Raw genomic sequence first — 24,311 nt, 5'->3', positions numbered from 1 at the left:
CGCAAAGAGATAGATAGTCACCAAATGGTTAGGTTTTTATGAAATATTTCATCAGTATGATGATTTTCATGTCATTGCACGGAACAACTCGATGGGGATGGACGTCGCTCTCTTCACGTATAGCTGTTAACATACTCAACGCACATAACGTACATAACGTACAAACCATTCTGAGCTTGTTTTTCACCGCACAGGCCACATATTAAAACCTCTACCCATATAGTTGAGCCGAGCAATGTCAAACACCACTCCGTTATCTCCACCTTCACTCACGCGCCAACTCTTGCAAATGACTTGGCCGATGATGTTTGGTGTGCTGTCCCTCATGAGCTTCCAACTGGTCGATAGTGCGTTTATCGGCCAACTTGGCGTGTTACCCCTTGCCGCGCAAGGGTTTACATTACCCATTCAGATGATCATTATTGGCCTTCAGGTTGGGCTTGGCATTGCGACCACAGCGGTGATTGCTCGCGCATTGGGTGCGAACCAAATTCGCTACGCGAAGCAGCTTGGTGGGTTGGTCGTCGCTATTGGCAGCATTGGGGTTGCTCTGTTTTCAGTCATTATCTATTTACTGCGTCACCCTATCTTAGCGCTACTCAGCGCTCCTGAATCTGTGTATCAGATCGTCGACAGCTACTGGATTTATTGGTTAATCAGTGCTTGGGTGGGTGCGGTGCTGTACTTTTTATACAGTCTGTGTCGAGCTAATGGTAATACCATGTTGCCGGGTACTATGATGATGGTCACCAGCATTTTAAACCTGATTTTAGACCCTATTTTTATCTTCACTTTTGATTTGGGTATTGAAGGCGCAGCGCTGGCGACCATTCTAGCCTTTGGGATTGGCGTATTCGTGGTTGCGCCCAAGGTGTCGAAAAGACACTGGATGTTGTTTGATTGGTCAGATTTGGATGTAGGGAAAAGTATTCGCTCTATCAGCCATATCATGGGGCCGGCCATGATAAGCCAGCTTCTTCCACCGCTTTCTTCGATGCTGGCAACCAAACTATTGGCCAGTTTCGGCACCGCAGCTGTCGCGGCCTGGGCGTTAGGATCTCGTTTTGAGTTTTTTGCGATGGTCGCAATATTGGCATTAACTATGTCGATGCCACCGATGGTGGGTCGTTTGCTTGGCGCAGGCCAATTACAAGACATTCGAAAATTGGTTCGTGTTGCGTGCCAATTTATTCTTGGGTTTCAGCTCATCATCGCCGTAGTGACCTATCTATTATCCGGCCACCTTGCCGCGCTGATGACCAGCGAACAAAGTGTCGAATCCATTTTGCACTGGCACTTAATGATTGTACCAATCAGTTTAGGGCCGCTTGGTATCTGCATGTTAATGGTCTCGGTTTCTAATGCGTTGGCAAAATCATACACCGCCTTAACCATTTCCGCGCTGCGCCTGTTTGTGTTCTTCTTGCCCTGTTTATGGGTTGGCGCTCAAATAGCGGCACTGCATGGCCTGTTTATCGGGGCGTTGGTCGGTAATATCCTCGCAGGCCTTGCCGCGTGGGCGATGTACCAACGTGCACTTCGGCAAGTTGAGCAGCAGAAAAACCATTGAGTTTAGGTAACACAGAGCCCAAACGAGCAATCTAGTCTCAAGAATATGAATCTGGTCTATAGTTAACACACGTTAAGTTGATGAATATTTTCGATAACTATGGACAACAAACCGGTTTTCGTGATTGCGGCGGAAGTGGCAGCAGAGCTAAACCAAAGCGTACTCATTGCAAAAAAATTACTGCTTGTCGCCAGCAATGCCAGAGCTCTGGCTCTGCGTGCGGGCGAAAGTGCCGCAGGTTTTCGGCCAATTACTGATTCGATTGATGATTTAGTCCGCGTCACGCTAGAGGCGTCGCACACCATCAACTTAAAAGCGCAGCGTATCAGCCAACTCGCAACCGCAAGGACTCGTGCACGCGCTGCGCTTGAACGTTTTGAAAATGTGTATATACAAGCGCATAACGCTCGGCATTTACACAGTTTGGATGTCGTACATCATCAGAACCAAGAGGAATATAGCAAACTCAGTCACAGTTTCTACTCTGAAGCTCAAAACCTGCACGAGTTATTGCAAACCTTGTACGACAACCTGCGCATTGCACAAATCATCTCGATCATGCTGAGCGTGGAAGCCTCTCAAGCAGATGAGCGATATCAAGCCCAACTGCAAAGCATTGCGAATAACGTCGCTGAACTGGCAAAAGAAATTCAAGCTCACGTCATGCTATCGCTCAAAACATTCTCGCTCTTTTCTCAGGTGAACTATGCAATCAAAAATACTATTTGAACGCGGCCATCATCGCTGGGTGATGTTTGCTCGCGATCCAAACAAACCAGAAAAAATCATTGATACCAACCAATATATGATAGTCAATCGTGATCAAGCGATATTGCTAGACCCCGGTGGCATTGAACTGTTTTCGGCGATGCTCGGTTGCGTCGTGAAAGAAGTGCCGATTGAACATATCAAGCATCTTTTTGCCTCTCACCAAGATCCGGATATCATCTCTTCCCTCGGTTTATGGGATAAAGCACTGCCCAGTGCAACATTACATTCACCTTGGTTGTGGGAAGGTTTTATCCGCCATTTTGGTATGGAGTCAATTCAATTCTCCCCCATCAAAGATGAAGGTGGAAAAGTGTCCTTATCAGGTCACGACCTGCACTTTATCCCAGCACATTACATGCACTCTTCTGGTAACTTTTCGGTTTACGACCCTGATGCAAAAATATTGATGTCTGGCGATATTGGTGCCGCGCTCGACAGCCCTAACGCCTCTTTTTTTGTAGAAGATTTTCAAAGCCATATTCCAAAAATGACTTATTTTCATCAACGTTGGATGCCATCTAACCGCGCCAAAAGTGATTGGATTGAGCGAGTCAGCCAGCTGGATATTGAGATGATGTGTCCGCAACATGGCGCTATTTTTCGGGGCGATGATGTTCAACGATTTTTGGAATGGCTAGATAAGCTGGAAGTTGGCGTAGCGATAAAAAAATAGCACTGTTAAGGCTCTCGATGAGAGCCTTACAAAAAGAACAAATTAAGCTTGAGTAATGGGTTCACGCTCGACCGTATCGGGCTGATGCTCTGCGACCCAGTAAAGCCAAATCATCACTAAGCACAGCACAAAGCAAAGACCAAACAGCCAGTTTGAATTGAGGTATCCAATCACCGCCCCCCCAACCAGTGGCGCAATCGCAAAACCTAATGAGTAAAGCGCGGCGGCACCAAAGTAAGAACCACGCAAATCGGCGGGAGCCATACGGTCTATTTGTACGTTTAAGGTTGGAAAAGCAATGACTTCGCCCATACTCAAAACAAAGCAAGCAAGCGCCCAACCAATCGGTAAATCTGCGGGGGTAAACAGAAAGCCGAGTTGCGCAAGCCCCATCAATAACATACCGATCCGAGTTCGTACAAACAGCGGGACGTTTTCCAACCACTTCAGCATTGGAAATTGGAAGATGATAATGGTCATGGTATTTACCAGCACTAACCCTGCGACAATTTGCGCTGCATCGGCGGCACTGGTGCGTACAATCACTTGTGGAATAGACGATTCTACCTGCCCATAGATGAACATCATGATGAAGTTCGCCACCATCAACTTCACAAAAATATTATCTTTACTGATCACTCTTAGCGTCGAAGAAAAATTAGGCAAACCAGAGCGATCGGGTTTGGTGTAGCGCCCTTTACGTTCAATACCGAGCAGCAGCCAGAAACCAAACAATAAATACGTGCCGCCAGTAAAGAAAAAGAGAGTTTGTGGATGAGAAAGCCCAAACGTAATCCCAAGCAGTGGCCCAATGGCACCACCTAGATTGAGTAGGAAATAGCGGATGTTAAGCGCCAGCTCGCGATCTTTCAAATTCGGCAAGTTATCACCAATCACTGCTTTGCCCGGCGCTTCAATCATTGGTCGCATTAAACCAGTAAGGACGATAAGCACGTAAAACTGCCAGATTTGATCAGCCACACCAATGCCACTGTAGGCAAATGCAGCCATCACACTGCCAAGAACCATCACCCACTTGCGACCAAATTTGTCGGAAAGATACCCTGAATACAGCCCAGTAATTGCTCCTACAACAACAGAGGTCGCCAACATTCCACCCACTTCAATCGGCGATGCACCATAATCTTGGTAAAGAAACACGATCAAAAATGGCCATGCCATGAAAAAACTAGTACGAGCAATCAATGTTCCGGTTAATACCGTCCACACTGAAAAATTAAACCTTTTTACCCTTTCTAAACGAAATAAGCTTTCCTCTTTCGCCATAAAAACACTCCTTACTTTCAGCCACTTGACCATGCGTTCACACGATGAACATCACATTTCTAGTTCTTATTGGGTCAATATATGAAGATAATGTTAATAAAGATAGTGTTTTTTATACAGGGGGGATCGAATCATAAAAACAAGCAGCTAACCCAAAAAAACCTAGTTATTTCGGATGGTTAGATATTCTTTGATTCATAAAAAAACCGCATAACCTTTCGAGTTATGCGGTTGAGACTAGGAAATAGTAGTCGATTTATAGTTTGAAGAAGGCGAGCTGCGCTTTTTGCTTCTCGGCCAATTGTAACAGTTCGGCACTGGCACTGGCGCTCTGGCTGATACCCGTTACGTTTTGATTTACAAGCTCAGACATATTAACCACGTTACGGTTAATATCTTGCGTGACTTGCGACTGCTCTTCTGCCGCAGTCGCCACTTGGGTATTTGAATCATTGATGTCTGAAACCGATTCCGTGATCCCAATAAGTGCATCATTTGCTCGTTGCGTTAACTCACCGTTACGCGCAAGCATCTCAATGCTGGTTTGCATGCTATCGTTTGCAAGAATCGATTGGCTTTGCAGCTCTTCAATGATAACTCGAATCTCTTTAGTTGAACTCTCAGTACGTGCAGCAAGCATGCGGACTTCATCAGCCACGACCGCAAAACCACGACCAGTCTCACCTGCACGTGCCGCTTCAATAGCCGCATTCAGTGCCAATAAGTTGGTTTGCTCAGAGACACCTCGGATCACTTCAACGACATCGTTGATCTGCTCTGATTGCTCTTTTAGACGCAGAACTACACTCGCAGCATGATTCAGCGCTTCTGACATTTGTAAGCTCGCTTGGGCGCTCTCTTTAAAAATAGCTAAGCCTGATTTAGCAAGTTCATCCGCTTCGCGAGCAGTTGAATCAGCGACCGTTGCGTTATCACTCACGTTGTTTGCTGTGCTCGCAAGTTCATTCACCGCCGAAGCAACTTGTTCAATTTCACTCAACTCTTGTTGTGCATTTGACTCTGCTTGCGTCATCACCGCAGCCAGCTCGGTTGAAGCTGACGCCACTTCTTCACTAATACGGTTTAAATGATCTACCGTAGCATGTAACTGAGAGGTAGTCGTATTGACATCTTTACCCAACTTTGAGATTTCATTCTCGCCATCCGCATCAGCGCGAATGGTTAAGTTCCCCTGCGCTAATTCACGCATTACAGCTTGTAACTTTTGAATCGGAGCCACAATCATATTTGAAAGGATCCAAGCCATCGCAAGAGAAAGCGAAAGTACAGACAGAACAGTGACCATAGCCGTGTTCATAACACGAATGTTGTCTTTGTCGCTTTGAGCCAATGACTGCGTCGCTTGTTGGTTCACTTGCTGCGAAAGATCATTTATCGCATTGACCATTTGCTCACCACTTTGACGAAATTGCGCAATAAATGCTGTGTATTCAGCTTCAGAGGTCATCCCTTGATCGCGACGGTTAAAAAATTCCACCATTTTCGTCGACATATCAACGTAATGTCCGATGCTTTTATGAACTACCTCAACATCGCTCCGATAAAGCTCATCTTGTCGCATTTTGCTCAAATTGCGCTCTACTTCTTCCAGGCCATTTTTTAACTCAGCTAAGAATGTGGCGCGACGAGCGGGATCATAAATAGCGTATACCGCACTAATACGCAGCGGATAAACGGTATCGTCCACACTGGCAAGGGCATCTTTATATTCAACGAGCCGATCAGTACTGTTCGACACTTTGATTTGTTCATTTTGGAGATTACTTTTGGTTATCCACAGTGCAATAAGTAAAGCGAAAGTGGTTAACAAAACGGGTAATAAAACTTGTACGCGAATTGACAAATTTTTCAGTGAAAAATGCATTTAAAAGCCTCGATTAAAATAACATTCGCATCCATGCCTTGGGACTAATCCCACGGACTAAACAAGAGCAAACAATAGACAAAATTCACATTTTTGTCCATGAAATAATATAATGCAATTCATATAGTTATGAGCATATAGTCGTCAAAACAATGACTAGATACCAATAAGACAATATAAGTTAAATTATGATGATTTATGAAGAAAAATGACCACTTGCTAGGTGGTCATTGAGGTGGTTAGTACTGAAGAATTTATTCTTCGATAAGGCTATTTTCTAAGCGCATTCAGTTTGGCTTGTGCTAAACCGAAGATGGTATCAACCGGGTAGCTGCCATCTTCTGTTGCTTCGCCTGCGGGTTTGCCAGTAAAGAGCTCAACCGCTTCAGTGACATGTTCAATAGCCCAGATATTGAACTCCCCTTTCTCGACCGCTTTAACAACGTCAGCGCGTAACATCAGATTGTGCATGTTTGAACGAGGAATGATGACACCTTGCTGGCTGGTGCGCCCTTTGATTGCACACACATCAAAGAAACCTTCAATTTTCTCATTCACACCGCCAATCGGCTGCGACTCACCAAATTGGTTCATCGAACCTGTGATCGCAATATCTTGGCGATTAGGCCGTTTAGAAAACGCAGACACAATCGCACAGAATTCGGCCATGCTGGCACTATCACCATCCACACCACCGTATGATTGCTCAAATGTGATGGTCGTGGTGAGTGGTACGCGCGCCGTACGGCCAAATACCGAAGAGAGATACGCGGATAAAATCATCACACCTTTAGAGTGGATGCTGCCACCCAGATCGACACTGCGCTCGATATCGATAATGTCACCATCGCCATAGGAAGTGGTGGCGGTAATACGGTTTGGCGCACCAAACATATGATCGCTGGTGCTCAATACCGACAGCGCATTCACCTGCCCGACCGCCATGCCTTGCGTTTGGATTAGCGTTGTACCGTTAACATACGACTCCATCACACTGTCTTGCAGGCGGCTCACTCGCATCTCTTGGTTGCTGAGCGCCTCTTCGACATGATTCTGGCGGATCATGTTTGAATTCGCCTGCTTCGCCACATAGTTAGATTCGCGTAACAAATTGGCAATATGCGCCGAATGAAGTGACAGTTTGCCTTGATCGCCCGTTGTACGTGAACTGTGTTCAATGATGCGTGCAATCGCTTTACGGTCGCAATGCAGCATATTGTTGTCGTGCACTATGCTCGAAATAAAACGCGCGTAATGTAGCTCGGTATCGGGCGTACGTTTCATCTCATCTTCAAAATCGGCCGTTACTCGGAACAATTCGCTAAATTCAGGATCGTAATGAGTCAGCAGCTGATAGGTGTGGTAATCACCAAATAGGATGATTTTCACATTTAGCGGGATAGGCTCTGGGTCAAGTGAAACCGTCCCTGTTAGCGTGACCTCTTTTTCCAAAGAGGTAAAACTCATTTGACGTGAACGCAGCGCACGCTTTAAACCGTCCCAAACATAGGGCTGTTCAAGCACTTTCACCGCATCCATCAACAGCACACCACCATTGGCTTTATGTAAACTACCCGCTCGAATCAACGAAAAATCGGTAAATACTGTGCCTTTAAAAGTCGCCGTTTCGATATAACCAAATAGAGAGTGGTAGTTCGGGTTCTCTTCTACCACGATCGGTAGCTTGTCTGAAGGCTGGCTGACCAGCACATTGACTTTGTAGCGACGCGGTAGACGCTTATCTAAAGAAGCTGTCGCGACTTCGCCTTGCTCACTGTCTTCATCTAAAAAAATGTCCGCATTATCGACGATGTCTTTTTGTAACTCCGTGAGATACGTTTTGATGTCTGGGTAGCCAGAATAATCTTGCTTAAGCTGCTTAATAAAGTGGGTAATGACGCCAAGCGTTACTTCATCATTGAGCTTTTTGATCTTCTCACTGTAGGAGTCTTCCCATTCGGTCAGTTGACGTACCATATTGCGTAGGCTGATTTCTAGCTCATCAATGGTATGGCTAAAGTGCTCTTGCTCTTTTTTAGACAAGGCGTCAAAGGACTCTTCGGTGTGCATCTCTTCACCGTTCATCGCAACAAATTGATAGTCGCCTTGAGTGGTGATGGTTAAGCTAATGCCTTTATCTTTGGCTTCTTTACTGATGCTATCCAATTCACTTTGCTGTTTTTGTGCCATCTGATTTTTCAGTTTATCGGCACGAGCAAAGTAAATCTCGTTATCAAAAGCTAACGGGATCGCATTGACCAACTTATTCATTAACTTTTCAATGTCTTGCTTGAGTTTAACCCCAATACCCGAAGGTAACTTCAGCACTTTTGGGGTTCGAATATCGCTGAAATTGGCCACATAACACCAATCAAACAACGCATCGACATCATGCTGATGGCGGTTTAAATAGCGCAAAATCATCGTACGTTTGCCCAACCCATTACGGCCAATAGCGTAGATGTTGTAACCCTTCTCTTTGATCGACATTGCAAATTCGACCGCTTTTTGCGCCCGTTCTTGCCCCACAATCTCATCAACTGGGTCTAACTCCTTAGTTGATTTACAAGGGAGTTTTTCTAACTGGGCAACGTGGTAGAGCTGCTCTGCATTCAATCGTTGAATCGCCATCACTCCGCTCCTTAGCTTTTGGATTCTTGTTGTAGTTTGACCTAAGTATAGAAGCAATTCATTTATATTTTAGCGAGTTACACCTTATTCGCGTTTAACCGAACAAATAATAAACAATCACCACACTTAAAATCGCAAATAACAATTATTTGCATTTGATAATAAATTGCATTTAAATAAGTGAACGCCGTCATTCTGGAGAATTGAGTATGGACTTACAACAGTGCTGGACAAGCTATCTCAAGGCTGGACAACTATTAGCGCAGGGGCATTGGCCACAAGCACACTGTTTGTTTGAAGATGTACTGCATCATATGCCAAGCCATATTCAATCAGCACTAAACTGCGAACATACAAAACCTTGCCAGTTGGTGTGCTTGATCTCTGGGCTATGTGATGCTGCTGTTTCTCAATCTGAAATTTTCAACCACTTGGGTCAGCATAAACAGGCCTTTGATGTCTTAAATCAATCTTATGCTCTGCTGCAGTTTACTGCGATTGAGCCCAATGCCTTGGTTAACCGCCTTGCCAACGTACTTACCAAACAAAGCGATGACTTGCTCAAACATATGGGTGCTTTTTGTTCAGCGCAGCGCAGCGCGACTTGGATGTTGGAGTTCGAACACGTACAAAAAGCGCACCACTACTTCAACCAACTCAAACGTTATAACCAAGTACAGGCTCAAGTTCCGTCGTCAAACTGTCATTGTTCAACTGAATAATCACCATAGAGTTACCATTCCGGATAAGACTGACCACCTAGCATCATTCACAGCCGCTATAAGTAACGTGCTGTAGTCAGGGGATGAGACTTAGGCAGAACCTAACCTCTCACCCTGAAAATGTGTCGAGATGGCATGAGAATTTAATCGATTGCGTTATCAATAGTTGATGTATGTCAAATTGTCGTAGACAATACGCACCCGAGTCTAGGGGCGATCCCTAGGCTGCGTTCTGCACTTTTGGAGGAGCGCATTGGTTTTAGCTATCGACATTATAGTTAGAGCCTATTTTCTATTTTTGCATGACGCTGCTACCGTTGGCGCATGCTAAATACCTCGTTTTTAAGGGAAAGATGATGGTAATACCTGAAAACAGCAGTATTGTGATTTTTGGTGCTTCAGGCGACTTAACCTATCGCAAGCTTATACCTGCTCTGTATCACTTGTTCGCCAGTGATCAACTGCCGAAATCCTTTGCTATTCTGGGTGTCAGCCGAACCCAATACAGCGATGAGTCATACCGTGAAAAATTAAAGCGCTCTCTTCAGGAAATGGAAAAGACCGTCCCAGATATTCTCGACGCCTTTTGCGAGCACTTACATTATCAAGCGATCAATACTTCAGATGTTGCAGAATACGCGCAGCTCGCCACGCGTCTTGACTCTTTGGCTGATCAATACCAATTCACGCAACGCAACACTCTGTTCTATCTCGCGACGCCGCCGAGCCTTTATGGCATCATCCCGGCCAATCTCGCAGCGCATGGATTAAATAGCGAAGCGCAAGGTTGGAAGCGTTTGATCATCGAAAAACCGTTTGGTTATGACCTCGCATCGGCTCAAAGCCTTGATATCGAAATTCATCGCCATTTCCAAGAACACCAGATCTACCGTATCGACCATTATTTAGGCAAAGAGACGGTACAAAACCTGTTGGTTTTCCGTTTTGCTAACGGGATGTTCGAACCTTTGTGGAACCGCAATTTCATTGACTATGTCGAAATTACAGGCGCAGAATTTTTGGGCGTCGAAGAACGCGGTGGCTATTACGACGGTTCTGGTGCGGTGCGTGATATGTTCCAAAACCATTTACTGCAAGTGTTAGCTATGGTTAGCATGGAACCACCAGCCGCCATTAATGCCGATTCAATTCGTAACGAAGTCAATAAAGTGCTGCAAAGCCTGCAACCGCTTTCTGATGATGACCTACGCCACAACCTCGTACTGGGGCAATATACGGAATCGGAAGTTCGTGGCCAGTTTTTACCCAGTTACCGTGATGAACATGGTGTGGCAGCAGATTCGCGCACTGAAACTTATGTCGGTTTGAAAATGTTTATCAATAACTGGCGCTGGAATGGCGTGCCATTTTATGTGCGTTCAGGTAAACGTTTACCAACGCGCGTCACCGAAGTGGTCATTCACTTTAAGCGTACGCCACACCCTGTTTTTGGGCAAAATGCCCCTGAAAACAAGCTCATCATCCGCATTCAGCCCGATGAAGGCATTCAAATGAGCTTTGGTTTGAAGGAGCCAGGTGCGGGCTTTAAAGCCAAAGAAGTCTCCATGAACTTCCATTACACATCATTGGAAGAAACCAAGATGTTGACCGCTTATGAACGACTTCTTTTGGATGCGCTCAACGGTGATGCAACTTTATTTGCGCGTACCGATGCCGTAGAAGCGTGTTGGAAGTTCGTGCAACCTATTTTGGATTTTAAACAAGACCCTCAATCGCTGTTTGGCTATGCCTGTGGCACGTGGGGACCAAAAGAGTCCGATTTGCTGCTACACAATGATGGCCGCGCGTGGCGCTTCCCGTGTAAAAACTTGACCGATACGGATTACTGCGAATTATGATCAATCATAAAATTTTTCAAACCCCAGAACAGGTGGTTGAAACGCTCGCCAATGAAATGCAACGCTATAGCGAGCAAGGTCAGCCGGTTCATATCTCCCTTTCCGGTGGCAGCACACCCAAAATGCTGTTCAAATTATTGGCCAGTGAACCTTATGCACAGGCGATTGCATGGCAAAACCTGCATTTCTGGTGGGGTGATGAACGCTGTGTCGCTCCTGACGATGCCGAAAGCAACTTTGGTGAAGCCAATACACTGCTGTTTAGCCAAGTGAACATTCCACCTCAAAATATTCACCGTATTCGCGGCGAAGATGATCCACAAACCGAAGCTAAGCGCTTTGCCGATGAAATGGCAAAAGTCATTCCATCCGTCAACGGTACTCCTATTTTTGATTGGATTTTGCTCGGTGTTGGCGCAGATGGCCATACGGCATCCCTGTTCCCTAATGTGACCGACTACGAGGATGAGAATTTATCTTTAGTGGCGACGCATCCGGAATCAGGCCAACTTCGTGTCTCTAAAACAGCGAAAGTGTTGGAAGCTGCAAAACGCATTAGTTACCTCGTTCTTGGCGCAGGTAAAGCCGAGATCGTACACGAAATTCACACCACGAAAGCCGAGGATCTTCCTTATCCGGCTGCCAAAGTTAAATCAACAACTGGCGAAACAGAGTGGTTTTTAGATTCAGATGCCGCAACAAAGATTGCGTGAAGGAGAGAAATAAATGAAAGGTGATATCGGTGTAATCGGCCTAGCAGTGATGGGCCAAAACCTTATCCTAAATATGAACGACCACGGTTTTAAAGTGGTAGCTCACAACCGTACCGCGGCAAAAGTCGATGAGTTCCTAGCAGGTCCAGCGAAAGACACCAATATTGTTGGTGCTTATTCACTGCAAGAGTTAGTCGACAAACTGGCGACACCTCGCAAAGTGATGCTGATGGTGCGTGCGGGCCAAGTCGTGGATGATTTCATCGACCAACTGGTTCCGCTACTCGATAAAGGCGACATCATTATCGATGGTGGTAACACGAACTTCCCAGACACCAACCGCCGTGTTGCAGCACTGCGTGAAAAAGGTATTCACTTTATCGGTACAGGCGTTTCTGGCGGCGAAGAAGGGGCACGTTTTGGCCCATCTATCATGCCAGGTGGCGCACCTGAAGCTTGGGAAGCCGTGAAGCCAATTTTCCAAGGTATCTCAGCAAAAACCGAAGCTGGTGAGCCTTGCTGTGATTGGGTGGGTAACGACGGCGCGGGCCACTTCGTTAAAATGGTACACAACGGTATCGAATATGGCGATATGCAGCTAATTACCGAAGCTTATCAGTTTATGAAAGACGGCTTGGGTTTAAACCATGATGAAATGCAAAAAGTGTTTGCTGATTGGAACAAGACCGAGCTCGATAGCTACCTAGTGGAAATCACCGCTGATATCTTAGGCTACAAAGACGAAGATGGTGAAGCTCTGGTTGAGAAAATCCTCGATACTGCTGGCCAAAAAGGCACAGGTAAATGGACGGGCATTAACGCACTCGATATGGGTATTCCGCTGACGCTGATCACTGAGTCAGTTTTCTCTCGTTGCCTTTCAGCATTGAAAGATCAACGCGTTGCTGCCGAAGCGCTGTTTGGTAAGAGCAATATGCAGATCGACGGTGATAAACAAGAGTGGGTTGATGCACTTCGTCAAGCGCTACTTGCGTCTAAGATCATCTCTTACGCACAAGGCTTTATGCTAATGCGCCAAGCGTCTAACGAAAATGGTTGGAATCTTAACTACGGTAACGTGGCATTGATGTGGCGTGGTGGTTGTATCATCCGCTCCGCATTCCTGAGCAACATTCGTGATGCGTTCGAAGCTAACCCAGAAATCGCCTTCTTAGGTTCAGATGCCTACTTCAAGGGCATTTTGGATAACTGCCTAGCGGCTTGGCGTAAAGTAGCGGCCAAATCAATGGAAGTCGGCATTCCAATGCCATGTATGACCTCCGCGCTCACTTTCTTAGATGGCTACACCACCGCTCGCTTACCGGCTAATTTACTGCAAGCACAACGTGATTACTTTGGTGCTCACACTTATGAGCGTACTGATCGTCCACGTGGTGAATTCTTCCACACAAACTGGACCGGTACAGGCGGCGATACGGCGTCTACCACTTACGACGTATAAAAAATTCGGCTTACGATGAAAAAAGGACTAGCTAAGCCCCTTCATCTACGCCTATAATTTGACCGTCATGGAGGATGTTAACTAGGTTAACATCCTCTATTTTTTTGTTTCCAAAACTACATGAGATCCAAAGATGACCATCAATAAGTTCTATGTACTTGTCCCACAGGCTGTGGAAGAAGACACTCATAGGGAAAATGAAGTTCAATCTGCTATGGAAGCTCAACGTCAGGCATTAGTGCAACAAGCGCAGAAACAAGGCGCAGTAGCATAATCCATAAGCAGAGTGTGGCAACACGCTCTGCTTATCACTCCTCTCTACCTCATCTATAGGCATATCGTTTGCCAATCATGATGCATAAAATACTCCTTTAAGTGATCAATCAAAGCTCTGACAGCGGGTGATAAATGACGCCGAGAAGGATATAAAGCGTAAATGTCCATTTTCTTCGGTTGCCAATGCGCTAACACCTGCTGTAAATCCCCCCTTTCTAACGCACCCTTGGCTAGATAAGTCGGCTGCAAAGCAACGCCCATCCCGTGGATAGCCGCATGTAACAAAGTGGTGGCTTCATTCGCAGTTAGCTGGCATGGCACCTCCACCGATTGGTGCTTATCATCTTGTTTTAAATGCCAAATATGTCGCTCAAAGTTTTTGTATCCAAGACAACGATGCTGTGAGAGATCGCTTGGTGTGACTATTGGCTCACAGCGCATGAGATAGTCAGGAGAGGCAACCAATACAGAATCACATTGGGCGATAGGGCGCCCGATTAAAGAAGGATCAGGATCGGCCGCAATACGGATCGCTAAATCAATTCGCTCTGCAATCAAATCTGCGGTTTTATCCTGTACATCAATATCAATTTCGATATTTGGATGCGTATTCAAAAAAGGTTTAACGGCCGGGATCAGTTGAGAAAAGCCAAACGACATGCTGGTCGCAATCCGGATTTTTCCAGATAACGACTGTTGATCCATCAACTGATGTTCTAATTGCTGCGCTTGCTCGACCCATAATTTTATCGCGTCTAGGCATTGAACTCCTGCTGATGTGAGCGATACTTTTCGTGTGGTTCGGTTTAATAACCGAGCTTGTAACCAAGTTTCCATGGTTTCAACATGCCGAGTCACCATAGGACGAGAAATATCCAGCCGTTCCGCTGTCGCCGTAAAACTTTGGGTAATCGCTATATCTAAAAAGACCTGAGCTGCTGTGAGTTTGTCCATGATTAGTTCTAATTAAGAAACAATGATGTCAATTATTAGCTATATATCCGAACAAGTCTAATTCGTATGATAGCTCCCGAACCGATAACATACTCTTTGGATAAATAATCATGAAAACACTGACTCTACTTACAGCAACCACACTCATCAGCAGCACCGCGTTTGCAGCACAACAACCTTTGACACTTGACGTCTACAATGCAGATGGCAATAGCTTCCATGTCAACTCCACTTTGGTTTATGGCGAAACAGAAGCGATGGTGGTTGACACTGGCTTTACTAAAGCCGACGCACTCCGTATTGCAGCAAAAGTTCTCGACTCTGGCAAAAACTTAACCACGATTTTTATTAGCCAAGCTGACCCTGATTACTACTTTGGCGCTGAAGTACTGCATGACATGTTTCCACAAGCGAAAGTGCTGACGACTCCTGGCGTACGTGCAACGATTGCAGAAAAACTCGAAGGTAAACTGGCATTTTGGGCTCCAAAAATGGGGGCAAATGCCCCTGTAAAACCAGTACTACCAACAGCTTATAATGGCAAAACCTTAACCATTGATGGGCAAACTATTGAAATTCGCGATGCGGATGGAGCATTAGCGCATCGTCCTTATTTATGGATACCAGCCAATAAAGCGATTTTAGGTAACGTCGCGGTATACGGAAATGTTCATTTATGGATGGCCGATGCACAAAGTGATGCGAGCCGCCAAGCTTGGGCGCAACAACTTGATCAAATGAAAGCACTCAAACCAAACGTAGTGATCCCGGGGCATATGACTTCTGGCACAGCGCTTGATGCTTCTTCAATTGAATTTGCACAGCAATATCTTATGGATTTTGCTAAAGCCAAAGCAAACAGCAAAGACAGCGCTCAGTTAATTCAAACCATGCAAAACCTTTACCCTAATGCTGGCCTACCAATGGCTTTAGAAATTGGTGCCAAAGTTCATATGGGTGAGATGAAATGGTAAACGTCCACTATATTTTCGACCCAATGTGTGGCTGGTGTTACGGAGCAACCTCTCTGATTCAGCAGTTGAATGAAATGAGCGGAGTCAAACTGCACCTTCATCCGGGTGGAATGATCGAGCGATCGCCTCTTTCAGATGGTTTTCGCCAACATGTACTGCAAGCTGATCAGCGCATTGCTCAGCAAACAGGAGCCGTATTTGGGGAAGGTTACATCGCCAAAATCAAAAGTGGCGAAACCGTGATATTGGACTCATACGTTACTGCTCAAGCCATTATTGCAGCACAATTACTCGGTGTATCGCCAAGTGTTATGCTCAAAAGCATTCAACAAGCGCACTACCAGCAAGGTTTGCCTGTGGCCGATACTGAAACATTGACACTGTTAGCCCAATCGCTTGACCTAGAGCCAAATCAATGGGAACAAGCGATGGAGCAAGCCAAAGCTCAGTTACCAGAGCAGTTAGAGCAGACGCAAAGCTTAATGGCGCAATATCAGCTTTCTGGTTTTCCCTCGATTGTGTATGAAGCAGAGGGGCAATGGCGAACCGTATCTGTTAGCCATTTCTATAATCGACCGCAGCAATGGGCTGATTTCTGGAAAAAGATGGCTCAGTAATTAGTGCCTCATCCCTCTCTTTAGTAAAGAGAGGGATTTTTCCATCTACTTGTTCATCATTTTGATGCTTTTACGCACCACTAAAGTCGGCTCTAATTGGACAATTTGCGGTTCGAGCGCTTCGTTTTCTAAACGGGCAAGTAAGGTGTCAACTGCCGCTTTACCTAAACGATATTTGGGTTGATGAATAGTGGTTAGAGCTGGCGACATAAAACGGGCGATGTGAATATCGTCATACCCCATCAGCGAAAGATCTTCAGGAATGCGGATCCCTTTTTCATTAGCTGCATTAATCACACCCATTGCCATCATGTCATTAGAGACAAAAATCGCACTCGGCAATGGCCCTTTAGCTAACATTTTATTGAACGCTTCGTAGCCACCTTCACATTCAAAATCGGCTTCCACAATCCAATTAGGGTGAATGTCCAAACCTGCTTCCAAGACAGCGCGCTTATAGCCTTCATAACGCATTTGAGCTTGGTGTCGAATCAATGGCCCGGTAATACAACCGATTTCTTTATGACCGCACTCAATCAAATAGTTCGCCGCAATATAACCGCCACGTAAAGAGTTATCTTGTATTTTATCGCTAGGAAAGAGCATTGGGCCCCAATCCATCACCACGACAGGGATATCTGGGTAGCGTTCAAAAACGTCAATCCGCTCACCTTCTAAGGTGGAGCACATCAAAAGTAAGCCATCAACGCGCTTTTGCAGCAGCGTGTTGATAGAGGCTTGCATCCGCTGGCTATCCCCTTCGGTATTACACAAAATAAGGTTATAACCTTTGTGATAGCAACTGCGCTCTACCCCTTTGACCACTTCGCCAAAAAAGGGGTTAGTCGAAGTGGTCACTAACATACCAATGGTGCGCGTTCGGTTCATTTTGAGACTGCGAGCCAATGCTGACGGGGCATAGTTCAGATCTTGCGCGGCTTTATTGACACGCTCAGCGATTTCATCGCTCACATAGCGAGATTTATTAATGACATGGCTGACGGTAGATGTGGATACGCCGGCTAATCTTGCAATATCTTTCATTGTCGCCATGTCTGTTTTTCCTATTCTATTGATGCTGAGCGAGAAACGCGTCCACTTCTACTCGGGTGGGTATTGAGGTTTGCGCGCCAAAACGGGTAACAGAAATGGCTGCCGCAGCATGCGCAAATTTAATGGCTGATTCTAAAGGCATATCTTCCAACAAACCCGTGACCAAAGCACCGTTAAACGTATCACCTGCCGCGGTGGTGTCTGTCACATCGACTTTAAAACCAGCAATCAGTTGACCACGCCCATTTTGGCTTAGCCAAACGCCTTTTGCACCTAAGGTGATCAAGACGATTTCAATCCCTTTTTTATGCAGTTCATTGGCCGCTAATTGCGCCGTGTGATCATCATCAACCGTGATCCCCGTTAAGCGCTGCGCTTCCGTTTCGTTTGGCGTGATCACATCGACACATTCTAGCAGAGTATCAGGCAGATCTCGGGCAGGCGCTGGGTTTAAAATCACATTGGTACGATTTTGTTTGGCGATTTGCGCAGCTTTAATAATGCCATCGATTGGCGTTTCTAGTTGCATCAACAAATATTTGGCCGCGCCAATGGCGGCTAAATCCGCTTCAATGGCATCAGCCGTCAGCTTGTCATTCGCCTCTGCCGAAATACAGATGCTGTTTTCTCCGCTGTCCGAGACTTGGATCATCGCGATGCCCGTCGGACAATTGGGCTGCATTTTAACTCCCGCAATGTTGATACCATCGAGCTTAAAATTCTCACGAATATTGATACCGAATGCATCGTCACCCACGCAGGCAATAAAACCAATGTCCGCTTTTAATCGCGCGGCCGCTACAGCTTGGTTGGCCCCTTTACCACCGGGAATAACTTGATAATGACGACCATGCAGCGTCTCGCCCGGGCGAGGAAATGAAGGCACTTGCAAAACATGGTCAGCGTTAACACTACCTAATACCACTAACTGATTCATAATTTGTCCTTTGTTCATGAGTGAACATGTTTGAAATAGAGCTGGAGAGGTTTGGCTTTTGTGGCTTCACCTGAAAAAACAAACCTATCGAGCCTGATTACTGGTTATTAATGGCTGAGGGGTTATAGAAGAGGTAGCTCTCTACGAGCCAGTAAAGAGCTACCTACAGCAAAGATTATTTGCTGATGATTTTTAGAGGAACCGGAATGTACTCATCCACTTGTTCGCCTTTTAGCATTTTATCGGCCGTTTCAATGCCAAGTGCACCGATCATGTCTGGTTGTTGAGCAACAGTCGCAGCAAGTTGGCCGCGTTCTACCGCCGCGATACCATCGTCGGTACCATCAAAACCGATGATCATCACCTCTTTGCCTGATGCTTGAACGGCGCGAAGTGCACCCAATGCCATTTCATCATTTTGGGCAAATACAGCTTGAACATCTGGGTTTGCCGCTAGCAGGTTTTCCATTACATTCAAACCTTTAGTGCGGTCAAAATCAGCAGGCTGGCTAGCAAGCAGTTCCATTTCACTGCCTTTCACCGCGTTCATGAAACCTTCTCCACGCTCACGAGCGGCCGATGTGCCAGCAATCCCTTCCAGTTGAATAACTTTGGCTTTTGCACCGATTTTTTCGACGATAAAGTGACCGGCCATTTCACCACCGACTACGTTATCAGAAGCGATGTGGCTCACAACATCACCACGGCTTGCACCGCGATCCAGTGTCAACACTGGCACTTTAGCGCGGTTGGCCATACGGATGGCGTTAGAGACGGCATCAGAATCGGTTGGGTTGATCAAAATCGCTTTAACGCCACGAACGGTTAAGTCTTCTACGTTTGATAGCTCTTTGCTTGGATCATTTTGTGAATCCAAGACGATCAGGTTGTAGCCTAACTCTTTCGCTTTCGCTTCTGCGCCATCTTTCATGGTGACAAAAAATGGGTTGTTCAGAGTGGATAGTACAATCGCCATGGTGTCTTGCGCATGCGCAGCCACAGAGACAGTGGTGGAAAGTAGAGCAGCAGAGATTAAAGTTGCAAGTTTTTTCATCTTTATAGTCCTTTTTGTAGGGGCCGTTTTAAAGCTAATATGGCTCGCTTTAAAACGGAGGTTTTCTATCGTGTTACTTATTTTTGTTATCCACGAGTACCGCGAGCAAAATAACCACGGCTTTCGCAATCATTTGGTAGTAAGAAGAGACATCAAGCAGGTTCAGCGCGTTATTAAGAAAGCCGATGATCAGCGCCCCAATTAACGTGCCCATAATGCGTCCTTTACCACCCATCAAGCTGGTACCACCAAGTACGACGGCAGCGATGGCATCCAGCTCATAACCCATACCAGCAGTAGGTTGCGCAGAAGAGAGGCGAGACGTGACGATGATGCCAGCCAGCGCAGCCAATAGACCGCAGATGGCGTACACACCAATTTTCACGCGATCCACATTAATACCTGACAATCGAGTCGCAGACTCATTGCCACCTAGCGCGTAAACATAGCGGCCAAAACGTGTATGGTTGAGTAAGTACCAAACCGCAGCAAAGACTACCACCATCATCCACACCGGAACGGGAATACCCAACGCGTAACCTGTACCAAACCAAGCAAAAGCATCTGCAGTATCGGTAAAACCTGTCGAAATTGGACGCCCATCGGTATAAACCATGGTCACACCACGCAGTAAGGTCATGGTGACTAAGGTGGCAATAAACGCTTGCACTTTACCTTTGGCGATAATGATGCCGCTAATCGCCCCCAGTGCCGCGCCAGCAAGTAACGCTGTAGGGACTGCGATAATGACAGGAATTTCAAGACCAATCATGGTTGCAGCAAAAGCGCCGCACAACGCCAGTACCGAGCCAACACTCAAATCGATACCTGCCGTTAGAATAACCAAGGTCATCCCCACAGCGATAATGGCGTTGACTGAGGTTTGGCGCAAAATGTTCAGTATGTTGTCAACCGTGAAGAAATTGGGGTTTAAAAAAGAGACAACGACCACTAAAAAAAGCAAAGCAATCAGTGATTTTTGCTCAATGAGCCACTCTTTACTGATCCATTTTCTGCGGTTAGTTTGGGTTGAATTACTCATGCTGTTACTGCTCATGCTGCTTCCTCATTGATCTTTTTGCCTACCGCGCAGGCGAGTAGAATCTCTTGGTTGGCTTGTTTGGCACAAAATTCGCCGCTGATTCGACCTTCATGCATCACCAAAATTCGGTCACTCATCCCTAGCACTTCTGGCATCTCTGACGAGACCAAAATAATGCTCATCCCTTCGGCTTTAAATTGGTTAATCAATTGGTAAATCTCTTTTTTGGCTCCCACGTCAACCCCACGTGTGGGTTCATCCAAAATCAAGACTTTGGGACGTGTCATCAACCCTTTGGCAATCGCTACTTTTTGCTGATTGCCACCGGACAAATTGCCAATGATTTGATCACGAGATGGCGTTTTGATGTTGAATAGGCGAATAAAATCTTCCACTGCGATTACTTCATCACTGTGTTGAATCTGTACACCTTTGCTAAATTTATTCAACGCACACAGTGACATGTTCTCTTTCACCGACAGGCCAAGAACCAAACCGTCCCCTTTGCGATCTTCTGAAATATACGCGATACCGTTTGCAAGGCCATCTTGTGGGCTGACTGGGTTGATGGTTTTGTTCTCAAGGTTAATCACGCCTCGCTCACTGGGCAGCGCGCCGTAAATCACTTTCATTAATTCAGTGCGCCCTGCGCCCATCAAACCCGAGACACCGAGGATTTCACCTCGTTTGAGCGTAAAATTAATGTCATGCACACCTGAACCCGTGAGGCCTATCACTTCAAGGCAAGTGTCGCCTTGCTTTACCTCAATACGTGGGTACTGTTCTTCTAATTTTCGGCCGACCATCATCTCAATCAGGCCATCTTCATTGGTGTCAGACACTTTGCACTGGCCAATGAATTTGCCATCACGTAACACGGTAATGTCGTCACAAATTTCAAAAATTTCTTTCAACCGATGTGAGATATAAACGATGCCGCAACCTTGTTCACGCAGCTCGTTAATCACATTAAATAACGATTCAGTTTCGGTATCCGTCAGCGCATCCGTCGGTTCATCCATGATGATCACTTTCGACTCAAATGAGAGCGCTTTTGCAATCTCAACCATCTGTTGCTCACCAAGGCTTAAGTCACCCAACAAGGTCTTGGAGCTGTGTTTAACGTTTAAGCGAGCCAGTAGTTTGTCGGCTGCTTGGTACATTTCATTCCATAAAATTCGCCCCATCGCACCGGTTATCTCTCTGCCTAGAAAAATGTTTTCAGCAATGGTTAATTCCGGAATCAAATTCAACTCTTGGTGAATAATGCTGATGCCCGCTTGTTGTGAATCCCGTGGGCCTTTAAAGGCGGCTGGTTTTCCTTGGTAAGTGATAGAACCCGCATCCAATGAATAGATACCCGTCAACACTTTCATTAAGGTTGATTTACCCGCGCCGTTTTCGCCCATCAACGCCATCACGCGGCCGGGGTAAACATTGAGGCTAGCTTTATCGAGCGCTTTCACTCCGGGGAACGCTTTTTCAATCTCACTGAGAGTTAAAATTGCTTGAGTCATAGTGGATCCTCAATCGCGGCTTAAAACACGACGCCTGCTTGAAAAATAACATTCGCATACGGCGTGCATTCGCCAGTTCTTACCACGGCGCGGCTGCGCATAGTGCGCTCTTTAAAATCTTGATGAGAGAGGTAAGTGACAGCAATCGCTTTCTCGCATAACTCCTCTTCCGCTTTCAGCTCAGCAAGCAGCGCTTTGTGATGCTCAGGGCTTACTTGTGCAAACTCTTCAGCAATGATCACACCTTCAATTTGAGATTCAGAAAGAATCACGCGGACCGTGTCAATAAAACCGGGAATACCGTGAGTTAATGCTAAATCAATACGCTGCACTTCATCGGGAATAGGCAAACCTGCATCACAAATTGTGATTTCGTCGGTATGCCCTAAAGTAGCCACCAAGTAAGAGAGTTCCGAGTTTAATAGGGTACTTTTTTTCATTGTTATACCTTCACGTTAGGCTTTATGTTTCGCTTTCTGACACCTTTCTATCACTCTTGAATCGTTCAAGAAAATCTCATCGAAACGTTTCGATGAATCCTAGCGTAGCAAAAATAATTTGCACGATGCGAAAATAGGTAATGTGATTTTGATCGTTGATTAGTGAGCTGAGGAGTAAAAAAGAGTGAGGACCATCACTGAGTGATTTGTCATTAGATGCCCATTTTTAGCATAGGATTAACACTGAGACCGTGATTTTCGGTATAGTCACTCCGAACAAAAATCGCATCCATTTGGAACTCAAACATGAAAAAAATAGCCTTGGTATTGTTTACTGCATTCTCACTCGCCGCCTGCTCAGAAGTGGGCAGCGAAGCATGGTGTCAAGATATGAAAGAGAAACCAAAAGGCGAATGGAACGCCGGGCAGGCGGTGGATTATGCAAAGCACTGTGTCTTCCAATCACAAATTGGCAGCGACGCGTGGTGTGAAGATATGAAAGACAAGCCAAAAGGTGATTGGACAGCGAATGAGGCTGGCGACTTCGCTAAGCATTGTATTTTTTAGGATTGGTTTCAATAAACTGCCTAGCATTTACTAGGCAGTCTATTTACATAATAATTAAAACAATAGAGGGCGTTCAGAATTCTGTGTCAGCTAATTTTGGCTAAATATCTAAGACGTCATCCAAGCGACCTTCAAAATGAATCGCCAGTTGAGACAATGTCATATTCCAATTCTGTATTGGCATTGTCCATTTCTTAGAAGCATTCAATATCCCAGCATACAGTAGCTTAAGCAAGCTATTTTCATTTGGGAACCCACCCTTAGTTTTGGTCAGTTTACGGAATTGGCGATGTACGGCGTCAATAGCATTTGTCGTGTAAATAGCCTTTCGGACGTATTCTGGATATTTGAAGTAAACCGATAAATTTGCCCATTTGTTCCGCCAGGAACGAATCACTATTGGGTATTGCTGTCCCCATTTGGCTTCCAAACGATCCAACTCCATCTCGGCCGCTTCTTTGCTGACAGCCCGATAGACTGGCTTCAAGTCGGCCATAAACGCCTTCTGATGCATTGCTGAACTTCTGTATCAGGATAGATGGTTGCTATCGCTTCTGGGAAGCCTGTTAGCCCATCTACGCAGGCGATCAAGATATCTTCAACGCCGCGGTTATACAGATCTGTTAGCACGGAGAGCCAGTAATTAGCGCCTTCCGACTCTGACAGATAAAGACCGAGCAGCTCCTTTTTCCCCTCAACATCTAAGCCCAATATTGTGTATATCGCTTTGCTAACGTAGCGTCCGTCTTCTTTGATTTTATAGTGGATGGCATCAAGCCAGACAAAGGGATAAAGTGCATCGAGCGGACGTTGCTGCCACTCCTTCAGCTCAGGTATCAAACGGTCGGTAACACCTGTGATGGTGGCCTCAGAGACATCAATGCCATACATATCTTCTACGTGACCACGGATATCACGGTAGCTCATACCGAGCGAGAACATGGATAGGATCTTACGGTCGATCTCATCGGTCAATTTAGTCTGGTTCTTCTTAACTAACTGGGGTTCAAATGTTCCAGAGCGGTCGCGTGGGGTATCCAGTTCAAACGTGCCGACAGAAGACTTAATCGTTTTCTTGCTTGAGCCGTTCTTACGGTTAGGTTGCTCATCACCTTCAAGGTGCTGTTCGAGTTCTGCTTTCAAAGCAGCTTCTGTGATTTGTTTAATGAGCGGAGTTAAGAAGCCATCTTTACCTGCCAGGTCTTGGCCTGACTGAAGGGCTTTAATAGCTTGTTCTAGATCGAAGTCTTTGTTCATGTGTCATTCCTGTTTTGTATATCATACTGAAATGACACAGATTTCGTATG

21 protein-coding genes and 1 pseudogene are annotated in these 24,311 nt (G+C 45.8%); 11 read left to right on the top strand and 11 right to left on the bottom strand.

The genetic code is table 11. The features are described 5' to 3' along the window. The first annotated feature begins 235 nt into the window (after window positions 1-235). The 3 genes from N5E84_RS16865 (at window position 236) to N5E84_RS16855 (ending at window position 3,014) form a co-directional block, all read left to right on the top strand. Window positions 236-1,570 carry an MATE family efflux transporter gene (locus N5E84_RS16865; protein ID WP_069212035.1) on the top strand — a complete coding sequence of 445 codons (1,335 nt, stop codon included), beginning with the start codon at window positions 236-238 and terminating at the stop codon, window positions 1,568-1,570. Between the two features lie 99 nt (window positions 1,571-1,669). Then, on the top strand, window positions 1,670-2,299 hold the full coding sequence (locus N5E84_RS16860; RefSeq protein ID WP_017043842.1) for a hypothetical protein: 630 nt from the start codon (window positions 1,670-1,672) through the stop codon (window positions 2,297-2,299). Further along, complete coding sequence (locus N5E84_RS16855; RefSeq protein ID WP_013868161.1) at window positions 2,277-3,014, top strand: MBL fold metallo-hydrolase; 738 nt, start codon at window positions 2,277-2,279, stop codon at window positions 3,012-3,014. Before N5E84_RS16860 ends, N5E84_RS16855 begins: the two co-directional genes overlap by 23 nt. 42 nt (window positions 3,015-3,056) lie before the next feature. On the opposite strand, the gene N5E84_RS16850 is transcribed toward N5E84_RS16855, so the two are convergent. From N5E84_RS16850 to N5E84_RS16840, 3 genes are all read right to left on the bottom strand, one after another. Further along, on the bottom strand, window positions 3,057-4,301 hold the full coding sequence (locus N5E84_RS16850) for an MDR family MFS transporter (RefSeq protein WP_069212036.1): 1,245 nt from the start codon (window positions 4,299-4,301) through the stop codon (window positions 3,057-3,059). Between the two features lie 256 nt (window positions 4,302-4,557). Continuing rightward, entirely contained in the window at window positions 4,558-6,186 is a 1,629-nt protein-coding gene (locus N5E84_RS16845; protein WP_116285039.1) for a methyl-accepting chemotaxis protein, read from the bottom strand. Window positions 6,187-6,456: 270 nt separating this feature from the next. Further along, window positions 6,457-8,817: a Lon protease family protein gene (locus N5E84_RS16840; protein ID WP_026027772.1), complete on the bottom strand. Its 2,361-nt coding sequence runs from the start codon at window positions 8,815-8,817 to the stop codon at window positions 6,457-6,459. 209 nt (window positions 8,818-9,026) lie between these two features. Between N5E84_RS16840 and N5E84_RS16835 the strand changes: the two genes are divergently transcribed. The 5 genes from N5E84_RS16835 to N5E84_RS16815 all read left to right on the top strand — a co-directional run bounded on the left by N5E84_RS16835 (window position 9,027) and on the right by N5E84_RS16815 (window position 13,847). Beyond that, complete coding sequence (locus N5E84_RS16835) at window positions 9,027-9,539, top strand: hypothetical protein (protein WP_029388424.1); 513 nt, start codon at window positions 9,027-9,029, stop codon at window positions 9,537-9,539. 356 nt (window positions 9,540-9,895) lie between these two features. Continuing rightward, window positions 9,896-11,398 (top strand): glucose-6-phosphate dehydrogenase, encoded by a 1,503-nt coding sequence (zwf, locus tag N5E84_RS16830; protein WP_029388423.1) that lies wholly within the window; start codon window positions 9,896-9,898, stop codon window positions 11,396-11,398. Further along, the gene (gene pgl, locus N5E84_RS16825) at window positions 11,395-12,111 is read left to right on the top strand and encodes a 6-phosphogluconolactonase (RefSeq protein WP_019283139.1); all 717 of its coding nucleotides are present in this window, start codon (window positions 11,395-11,397) and stop codon (window positions 12,109-12,111) included. The genes zwf and pgl overlap by 4 nt, the downstream gene beginning before the upstream one ends. Window positions 12,112-12,124: 13 nt before the next feature. After that, window positions 12,125-13,573 carry a decarboxylating NADP(+)-dependent phosphogluconate dehydrogenase gene (gene gnd, locus N5E84_RS16820; protein ID WP_019283138.1) on the top strand — a complete coding sequence of 483 codons (1,449 nt, stop codon included), beginning with the start codon at window positions 12,125-12,127 and terminating at the stop codon, window positions 13,571-13,573. Window positions 13,574-13,706: 133 nt separating this feature from the next. Further along, complete coding sequence (locus N5E84_RS16815; protein ID WP_017050239.1) at window positions 13,707-13,847, top strand: hypothetical protein; 141 nt, start codon at window positions 13,707-13,709, stop codon at window positions 13,845-13,847. Window positions 13,848-13,900: 53 nt separating this feature from the next. Here the strand turns inward: N5E84_RS16815 and N5E84_RS16810 are convergent, their stop codons facing one another. After that, entirely contained in the window at window positions 13,901-14,803 is a 903-nt protein-coding gene (locus tag N5E84_RS16810) for a LysR family transcriptional regulator (protein WP_019283137.1), read from the bottom strand. Between the two features lie 110 nt (window positions 14,804-14,913). Between N5E84_RS16810 and N5E84_RS16805 the strand changes: the two genes are divergently transcribed. Then, window positions 14,914-15,777, top strand: a complete 864-nt coding sequence (locus N5E84_RS16805) for an MBL fold metallo-hydrolase (protein ID WP_010320539.1) — start codon at window positions 14,914-14,916, stop codon at window positions 15,775-15,777. Continuing rightward, complete coding sequence (locus tag N5E84_RS16800) at window positions 15,771-16,394, top strand: DsbA family protein (RefSeq protein ID WP_069212038.1); 624 nt, start codon at window positions 15,771-15,773, stop codon at window positions 16,392-16,394. The genes N5E84_RS16805 and N5E84_RS16800 overlap by 7 nt, the downstream gene beginning before the upstream one ends. Window positions 16,395-16,439: 45 nt before the next feature. Here the strand turns inward: N5E84_RS16800 and N5E84_RS16795 are convergent, their stop codons facing one another. The 6 genes from N5E84_RS16795 to rbsD all read right to left on the bottom strand — a co-directional run bounded on the left by N5E84_RS16795 (window position 16,440) and on the right by rbsD (window position 22,437). Beyond that, window positions 16,440-17,447 (bottom strand): substrate-binding domain-containing protein, encoded by a 1,008-nt coding sequence (locus tag N5E84_RS16795; RefSeq protein WP_069212039.1) that lies wholly within the window; start codon window positions 17,445-17,447, stop codon window positions 16,440-16,442. 16 nt (window positions 17,448-17,463) lie between these two features. Then, a complete protein-coding gene (gene rbsK / locus N5E84_RS16790) occupies window positions 17,464-18,384 on the bottom strand; it encodes a ribokinase (protein ID WP_026027599.1) in 921 nt (306 codons plus the stop codon). A 175-nt stretch (window positions 18,385-18,559) separates the two neighbouring features. Further along, window positions 18,560-19,438, bottom strand: coding sequence for a ribose ABC transporter substrate-binding protein RbsB (rbsB, locus tag N5E84_RS16785; RefSeq protein ID WP_010320543.1), 879 nt, complete (start codon window positions 19,436-19,438; stop codon window positions 18,560-18,562). Between the two features lie 73 nt (window positions 19,439-19,511). After that, window positions 19,512-20,480 carry a ribose ABC transporter permease gene (rbsC, locus tag N5E84_RS16780; protein ID WP_010320544.1) on the bottom strand — a complete coding sequence of 323 codons (969 nt, stop codon included), beginning with the start codon at window positions 20,478-20,480 and terminating at the stop codon, window positions 19,512-19,514. An 11-nt stretch (window positions 20,481-20,491) separates the two neighbouring features. Beyond that, window positions 20,492-21,997: a ribose ABC transporter ATP-binding protein RbsA gene (rbsA, locus tag N5E84_RS16775; RefSeq protein ID WP_019283134.1), complete on the bottom strand. Its 1,506-nt coding sequence runs from the start codon at window positions 21,995-21,997 to the stop codon at window positions 20,492-20,494. A gap of 20 nt (window positions 21,998-22,017) precedes the next feature. Beyond that, window positions 22,018-22,437, bottom strand: coding sequence for a D-ribose pyranase (gene rbsD, locus N5E84_RS16770; protein WP_013868176.1), 420 nt, complete (start codon window positions 22,435-22,437; stop codon window positions 22,018-22,020). 306 nt (window positions 22,438-22,743) lie between these two features. On the opposite strand from rbsD, the gene N5E84_RS16765 reads away from it, so the two are divergent. Beyond that, entirely contained in the window at window positions 22,744-23,004 is a 261-nt protein-coding gene (locus tag N5E84_RS16765) for a DUF3012 domain-containing protein (protein WP_017050233.1), read from the top strand. 100 nt (window positions 23,005-23,104) lie between these two features. On the opposite strand, the pseudogene N5E84_RS16760 reads toward N5E84_RS16765, so the two are convergent. Further along, window positions 23,105-24,261: pseudogene (locus N5E84_RS16760) on the bottom strand (IS256 family transposase). Window positions 24,262-24,311 lie beyond the last annotated feature (50 nt).

Source organism: Vibrio sp. J502 (assembly GCF_025397955.1).
GTDB classification, from domain to species: domain Bacteria; phylum Pseudomonadota; class Gammaproteobacteria; order Enterobacterales; family Vibrionaceae; genus Vibrio; species Vibrio anguillarum.
Note: the sequence above shows the minus strand (reverse complement) of the source record. Positions and strands in the feature narration are given on the sequence as shown.

What these genes read in the sequence shown, in the direction of transcription:
- N5E84_RS16865 (WP_069212035.1), top strand. Translation starts at nt 236, where the DNA reads ATGTCAAACACCACTCCGTTATCTCCACCTTCACTCACGCGCCAACTC.
- N5E84_RS16860 (WP_017043842.1), top strand. Translation starts at nt 1,670, where the DNA reads ATGGACAACAAACCGGTTTTCGTGATTGCGGCGGAAGTGGCAGCAGAG.
- N5E84_RS16855 (WP_013868161.1), top strand. Translation starts at nt 2,277, where the DNA reads ATGCAATCAAAAATACTATTTGAACGCGGCCATCATCGCTGGGTGATG.
- N5E84_RS16850 (WP_069212036.1), bottom strand. Translation starts at nt 4,301, where the DNA reads ATGGCGAAAGAGGAAAGCTTATTTCGTTTAGAAAGGGTAAAAAGGTTT.
- N5E84_RS16845 (WP_116285039.1), bottom strand. Translation starts at nt 6,186, where the DNA reads ATGCATTTTTCACTGAAAAATTTGTCAATTCGCGTACAAGTTTTATTA.
- N5E84_RS16840 (WP_026027772.1), bottom strand. Translation starts at nt 8,817, where the DNA reads ATGGCGATTCAACGATTGAATGCAGAGCAGCTCTACCACGTTGCCCAG.
- N5E84_RS16835 (WP_029388424.1), top strand. Translation starts at nt 9,027, where the DNA reads ATGGACTTACAACAGTGCTGGACAAGCTATCTCAAGGCTGGACAACTA.
- zwf (WP_029388423.1), top strand. Translation starts at nt 9,896, where the DNA reads ATGGTAATACCTGAAAACAGCAGTATTGTGATTTTTGGTGCTTCAGGC.
- pgl (WP_019283139.1), top strand. Translation starts at nt 11,395, where the DNA reads ATGATCAATCATAAAATTTTTCAAACCCCAGAACAGGTGGTTGAAACG.
- gnd (WP_019283138.1), top strand. Translation starts at nt 12,125, where the DNA reads ATGAAAGGTGATATCGGTGTAATCGGCCTAGCAGTGATGGGCCAAAAC.
- N5E84_RS16815 (WP_017050239.1), top strand. Translation starts at nt 13,707, where the DNA reads ATGACCATCAATAAGTTCTATGTACTTGTCCCACAGGCTGTGGAAGAA.
- N5E84_RS16810 (WP_019283137.1), bottom strand. Translation starts at nt 14,803, where the DNA reads ATGGACAAACTCACAGCAGCTCAGGTCTTTTTAGATATAGCGATTACC.
- N5E84_RS16805 (WP_010320539.1), top strand. Translation starts at nt 14,914, where the DNA reads ATGAAAACACTGACTCTACTTACAGCAACCACACTCATCAGCAGCACC.
- N5E84_RS16800 (WP_069212038.1), top strand. Translation starts at nt 15,771, where the DNA reads ATGGTAAACGTCCACTATATTTTCGACCCAATGTGTGGCTGGTGTTAC.
- N5E84_RS16795 (WP_069212039.1), bottom strand. Translation starts at nt 17,447, where the DNA reads ATGGCGACAATGAAAGATATTGCAAGATTAGCCGGCGTATCCACATCT.
- rbsK (WP_026027599.1), bottom strand. Translation starts at nt 18,384, where the DNA reads ATGAATCAGTTAGTGGTATTAGGTAGTGTTAACGCTGACCATGTTTTG.
- rbsB (WP_010320543.1), bottom strand. Translation starts at nt 19,438, where the DNA reads ATGAAAAAACTTGCAACTTTAATCTCTGCTGCTCTACTTTCCACCACT.
- rbsC (WP_010320544.1), bottom strand. Translation starts at nt 20,480, where the DNA reads ATGAGTAATTCAACCCAAACTAACCGCAGAAAATGGATCAGTAAAGAG.
- rbsA (WP_019283134.1), bottom strand. Translation starts at nt 21,997, where the DNA reads ATGACTCAAGCAATTTTAACTCTCAGTGAGATTGAAAAAGCGTTCCCC.
- rbsD (WP_013868176.1), bottom strand. Translation starts at nt 22,437, where the DNA reads ATGAAAAAAAGTACCCTATTAAACTCGGAACTCTCTTACTTGGTGGCT.
- N5E84_RS16765 (WP_017050233.1), top strand. Translation starts at nt 22,744, where the DNA reads ATGAAAAAAATAGCCTTGGTATTGTTTACTGCATTCTCACTCGCCGCC.